Annotated in this window: 7 protein-coding genes; all 7 read left to right on the forward strand. The window is 70.3% G+C overall.

From position 1 onward, the window contains the following. Positions 1-523 (forward strand): GTP-binding protein (locus IEY93_RS36975; RefSeq protein ID WP_189167821.1); only part of this gene is annotated, 523 nt, incomplete at its 5' end. A gap of 114 nt (positions 524-637) precedes the next feature. Further along, positions 638-2,182 carry a signal recognition particle protein gene (gene ffh / locus IEY93_RS36980; protein ID WP_189167822.1) on the forward strand — a complete coding sequence of 515 codons (1,545 nt, stop codon included), beginning with the start codon at positions 638-640 and terminating at the stop codon, positions 2,180-2,182. Between the two features lie 250 nt (positions 2,183-2,432). Next, a complete protein-coding gene (rpsP, locus tag IEY93_RS36985; protein ID WP_189167823.1) occupies positions 2,433-2,897 on the forward strand; it encodes a 30S ribosomal protein S16 in 465 nt (154 codons plus the stop codon). Between the two features lies 1 nt (position 2,898). Beyond that, positions 2,899-3,141, forward strand: coding sequence for an RNA-binding protein (locus tag IEY93_RS36990; RefSeq protein WP_189167824.1), 243 nt, complete (start codon positions 2,899-2,901; stop codon positions 3,139-3,141). A gap of 117 nt (positions 3,142-3,258) precedes the next feature. Next, entirely contained in the window at positions 3,259-3,774 is a 516-nt protein-coding gene (rimM, locus tag IEY93_RS36995) for a ribosome maturation factor RimM (protein WP_189167825.1), read from the forward strand. Positions 3,775-3,811: 37 nt separating this feature from the next. Continuing rightward, positions 3,812-4,588 carry a tRNA (guanosine(37)-N1)-methyltransferase TrmD gene (gene trmD, locus IEY93_RS37000; protein WP_189167826.1) on the forward strand — a complete coding sequence of 259 codons (777 nt, stop codon included), beginning with the start codon at positions 3,812-3,814 and terminating at the stop codon, positions 4,586-4,588. 223 nt (positions 4,589-4,811) lie between these two features. After that, entirely contained in the window at positions 4,812-5,177 is a 366-nt protein-coding gene (rplS, locus tag IEY93_RS37005; RefSeq protein ID WP_189167827.1) for a 50S ribosomal protein L19, read from the forward strand. Positions 5,178-5,431 lie beyond the last annotated feature (254 nt).

A 5,431-nucleotide genomic window follows, 5' to 3' on the forward strand; every position in this document is an offset into this window, starting at 1 on the left:
CGTCGGCAAGACGACCTTCGTCGGCGCGGTGTCGGAGATCGTCCCCCTCACCACAGAGGCGGTCATGACCGACGCCAGCGCCGGCATCGACGACCTGGGCCTCATTCCACGCAAGACCACGACCACGGTGGCGATGGACTTCGGGCGCGTCTCGCTGGACAGCGAGTTGATCCTCTACCTGTTCGGCACGCCCGGCCAGCACCGCTTCTGGTTCATGTGGGACGACCTGGTGCGCGGCGCCATCGGCGCCGTCGTCCTGGTCGACACCCGCCGCCTGGCCGACAGCTTCCCCGCCGTCGACTACTTCGAAGAGGCGAAGCTGCCGTTCGTCATCGGCCTCAACGGATGGGAAGGGCAGTACCCGCACAACGAGGAGGAGGTGCGGGACGCCCTCACCCTCGCCCCGCACATCCCGATCGTCCGCACCGACGCCCGGCAGCGGGAGTCGGTCAAGAGCACGCTCATCTCCCTGGTCGAGCACGCTCTCACCATGCGGGTCTCGGTCCCGGGCCGGCGAGGATAGCGACGTCCGGCCTCCCCGCCTACCGCTCGATACGCATGACGGGCCCGCGGAGCGGTTAGGCTGGGAGGTCGAGTCGCGAGACGCAACCCCGTAGCGCAGAGGCTGGCCAATCACGTGTTCGAGACGCTTTCCGACCGGCTGACATCGGTCTTCTCCTCCCTCAGGTCAAAAGGGAGGCTGTCGGACGCCGACATCGACGCCACATGTCGGGAGATCCGCATCGCCCTGCTCGAGGCGGACGTCGCGCTCCCGGTCGTCAAGGACTTCGTGTCCCACGTCAAGGAGCGCGCCAGGGGCGCGGAGGTCTCCCAGGCACTCAACCCCGCCCAGCAGGTCGTCAAGATCGTCAATGACGAGCTGGTGCAGATCCTCGGCGGCGAGACCCGCCGGCTGAGGTACGCCAAGACCCCGCCCACCGTCATCATGCTCGCCGGCCTCCAGGGCGCCGGTAAGACCACCCTCGCCGGCAAGCTCGCCCGCTGGCTGCGCGAGCAGGGCCACGTGCCGCTCCTGGTCGCGGCCGACCTGCAGCGGCCCAACGCCGTCCAGCAGCTCCAGGTGGTCGGCCAGCGGGCCGAGGTCGCCGTGTACGCCCCCGAGCCGGGCAACGGCGTCGGCGACCCGGTCGCCGTCGCCCGCGAGTCGGTCGACCACGCCCGGCGCCAGCAGCACGACATCGTCATCATCGACACCGCCGGCCGCCTGGGCATCGACCAGGAGCTGATGAGGCAGGCCGCGGACATCCGCGACGCCGTCAGCCCCGACGAGGTCCTGTTCGTCGTCGACGCGATGATCGGTCAGGACGCCGTCACCACCGCCCAGGCGTTCATGGACGGCGTCGGCTTCGACGGCGTGGTGCTCACCAAGCTCGACGGCGACGCCCGCGGCGGCGCCGCGCTGTCGGTGCGGCACATCACCGGCCGTCCGATCATGTTCGCCTCCACCGGTGAGAAGCTCGAGGACTTCGACGCCTTCCACCCCGACCGCATGGCGTCCCGCATCCTCGACATGGGTGACATCCTCACCCTGATCGAGCAGGCCCAGCGCACGTTCGACGAGCAGGAGGCCGCCAAGATGGCGGGCAAGCTCGTCTCGGGCGACGGCTTCACGCTCGACGACTTCCTCGAGCAGATGATGATGGTCCGCAAGATGGGCCCGCTGAAGAACCTCCTCGGCATGATGCCGGGCATGGGACAGATGCGTGAGCAGCTCAACCAGGTCGACGAACGCGACCTCGACCGGGTCGCCGCCATCATCCGCTCGATGACCCCCGCAGAGCGCCAGGAACCCAAGATCATCAACGGCTCGCGTCGCGCCCGCATCGCCCGCGGCTCCGGGGTCAGCGTGACTGAGGTCAGCAACCTCGTCACGCGGTTCTTCGACGCGCAGAAGATGATGAAGCAGGTCGCGAGCGGCATGGGCATCCCGGGCATGCCGGGCGGCCGCAAGAACAAGGCCGCGCAGAAGAAGGCGAAGAAGGGGCGCAGGGTCAGCGGCGACCCGCGCAAGGCGGCGCTCGGCAAGGCCGGCGCCGCGAGCGGCGGCTCGTCCGCGCCGCTGCCTCCCGGCCTGGCCGGCCTCGGCGGCAAGCTTCCGCCGGGCCTGGAGCTCCCGCCCGGTTTCGACCCGTCCAAGTTCCGCCTCCCCGGGCAGCAGTAAGCCGCCTGATCGCGGGGCCGGCCCGGTCTCTGCGCTGATCGCCCTGTCCGGCCGCGGCCGGACAGGGCGATCGACGCGCCGATTCGGACAGCCGCCGAATCATCTGGCACAATGACATGTTGGAACGCCGTGACCGTGGGTGCCCTCTCACCCCCGCGCGTCATGCCAGTCCCTCGGGCGGTCATCCCGTCGTGCCCCACTCGGCGAGACGCCCGCTCACCCACGCGCGAAATCAGGAGAGTCCACACCCGTGGCAGTCAAGATCAAGCTCAAGCGGCTCGGTATGATCCGCAACCCGCAGTACCGCATCGTGGTGGCCGACAGCCGCACCAAGCGTGACGGCCGTGCGATCGAAGAGATCGGCCTCTACCACCCGAAGGAGAACCCCTCCTTCATCCAGGTCGACTCCGAGCGCGCGCAGTACTGGCTGAGCGTCGGCGCGCAGCCGACCGAGCCGGTGCTGAAGCTCTTCAAGCTGACCGGCGACTGGCAGAAGTTCAAGGGCGAGGCCGCTCCGCCGGCGCTGCAGGTCGCCGAGCCCAAGGCCGACCGCCACGCCATCTACGAGGCCGCTGCGAAGGAGGCGCTGGCCGGCGACACCGCCACCGGCAACGCCACCACGCAGCGCAAGGCCAAGAAGACCGCGAAGGCCGACGACACCACCGCCACCCCGGCCGAGCCGGCCGCGGAGGAGAAGCCGGAAGGCGAGGCCTGAGGTGCTTGAGGAAGCCCTCGAGCATCTGGTCAAGGGCATCGTCGAACACCCGGACGACGTTCTGGTTCGCCCCCGCCGCATCCGCAGCGGGCGCGTCCTCGAGGTCAGGGTCCATCCCGACGACCTCGGCAAGGTCATCGGCCGTGGCGGCCGCACGGCCAAGGCGCTTCGCACCGTGATGAACGCCCTGGCCGACGGCAAGTACGTACGGGTCGACCTGGTCGACCTGAACGAAGCCCGGTAACCAGACCGCAGAGGCCACCACCTCTGGACAGGGGACCCCCGGCAGCCGGGCGGTCCCCTGTCGTGGTTCCCGGCGACATCGATCCGACATCCGACTCGGTCAAAAGGGAGCAATTCCGTGCAACTGGTCGTCGGCCGCATCGGCCGCCCACACGGCATCCGTGGCGAGGTGACCGTCGAGGTGCGCACCGACGACCCCGCCGCTCGCTTCCGTCCCGGGAACGCCCTCGCCACCGACCCGCCCGGCACCGGCCCGCTGGTCGTCGAGAGCGTACGCTGGCACAAGAACATCCTGCTGCTCGGCTTCGAGGGCGTGCACGGCCGCGAAGCCGCCGAGGCGCTGCGCGACACCATGCTCGTCATCGACTCCGCCGACATCCCGCCGCCTGAGGACCCCGACGAGTTCCACGACCACCAGCTCATCGGCCTGTCGGTGGTCACCGCCGCGGGGGAGCAGGTCGGCAAGATCATCGACGTCCTGCACCACGGGCAGGACCTCCTGGTCGTCCGGCGCGGGCACGGCGAGGTGTTCGTCCCCTTCGTCAAGGCCCTGGTGCCCGAAGTGGACCTCGCCGCCGCGCGCGTCGTCGTGGACGCCCCGCCCGGCCTGCTGGACCCCGAGGAGGCGTCGTGACCACCGAAGGCCGCACGAAGGCCGGCGAGGGGTGAGCATGCGCGTCGACATCATCTCGATCTTCCCGGAGTACTTCACCCCGCTGGACGTCTCGCTCATCGGCAAGGCGCGCCAGAAGGGGCTGCTGGACATCCGGCTGCACCAGTTGCGCGACTGGACCCACGACGTGCACCGCACCGTGGACGACACCCCGTACGGCGGCGGCCCCGGCATGGTGATGAAGCCCGAGCCGTGGGGCGAGGCCATCGACGCCGTGGTCGGCGCGGCCACCACGCCGCCCCGGCTCGTCGTGCCCACCCCGAGCGGGCGGCCGTTCACCCAGGAAGTGGCCCTGGAGTACGCCAAGGAGCCCTGGCTGCTGTTCGCCCCCGCCCGCTACGAGGGCATCGACTCCCGCGTCATGGCCGAGTACGCCTCGCGGCTGCGGGTGGACGAGGTCGGCATCGGCGACTACGTCCTCGCCGGGGGAGAGGCGGCCGTGCTCGTCATCGTCGAGGCCGTCGGCCGCCTGCTGCCGGGTGTGCTCGGCAACGCCGGCTCGGTGGCCGACGACTCCTTCGCCCCCGGTGCCATGGCCGACCTGCTCGAAGGCCCCGTCTACACCAAGCCGCCCGTCTGGCGCGGGCACGAGGTCCCGCCGATCCTGCTCTCCGGGAACCACGGGGCCATCGCGCGCTGGCGGCGCGACCAGGCGCTGCGGCGCACGATCGCCAAGCGTCCCGAACTCGCCGCCCGTCTGGACCGGCGGGCCCTGGACAAGCGCGACCGGGAGATCCTCGACGAGGCGGCCCCGCCGGGAGCGGACCCGTCATGACCTGCGGCGGCCGGTCCCGGTCCCGTTTCGTTTCGCTTCACGCCGACAGATATGGCAGACTGAATCGCTGCTGCCAACTGCCCTGTGGTTGGCGCGCGCGGCCCGGGCAGACGGCCCCGGCCTGAGACGTATTCAGCCCAGCGCTCGTGTCCACCTCGCCGCCATGCCTCAGGCGTGGCCGGGCGGACCTCCGGGTGCTCGCTCAGAACGAGGAACCGCTGTCATGCACACGCTGATCCAGGAGCTTGAGAAGGCCTCCACACGCAGTGACATCCCGAGCTTCCGGCCGGGTGACACGCTGGAGGTCCACGTCCGCGTCGTCGAAGGCAACCGGTCCCGCATCCAGGTCTTCAAGGGCTTCGTGCTGCGCCGCCAGGGCGGTGGCATCCGTGAGACTTTCACCGTCCGCAAGGTGAGCTACGGCGTGGGTGTCGAGCGTACGTTCCCGGTGCACAGCCCGGTCATCGAGAAGATCGAGGTCGTGACCCGCGGTGACGTCCGCCGGGCCAAGCTGTACTACATGCGCGACCTGCGCGGCAAGGCCGCCCGCATCCGCGAGAAGCGCGACGCGCTGCCCGCCGGCAAGTAGGCAGGGAGCTCGAATGGCCCGCACCCTGCAGGGATGCGGGCCATTTTGCTGAGTCTTTGCAGCTTGCGGACGTGGTCTCGACCCGCGCGGCGCCGGGGCTCCCCGGCGGCCGCCCTCGTCGGCGCGACGCGGAGTTTCTTTGGACGTGATGCCGAGTCGGCGCCCCGCCAGGGAGCATGCATCATTTAGGCTCGACAGCGATGACTAGCGATGGCCAGGGGGCAGGCGGGCCGCGCCGCCCCGTCGAGGACGAG

The sequence above is a fragment of the Sphaerisporangium melleum genome (genome assembly GCF_014646695.1).
Lineage (GTDB): Bacteria > Actinomycetota > Actinomycetes > Streptosporangiales > Streptosporangiaceae > Sphaerisporangium > Sphaerisporangium melleum.

Bases quoted from the DNA above. Each gene is read 5' to 3' on its own strand.
- trmD (WP_189167826.1), top strand. From the start codon at position 3,812: ATGCGCGTCGACATCATCTCGATCTTCCCGGAGTACTTCACCCCGCTG.
- rplS (WP_189167827.1), top strand. From the start codon at position 4,812: ATGCACACGCTGATCCAGGAGCTTGAGAAGGCCTCCACACGCAGTGAC.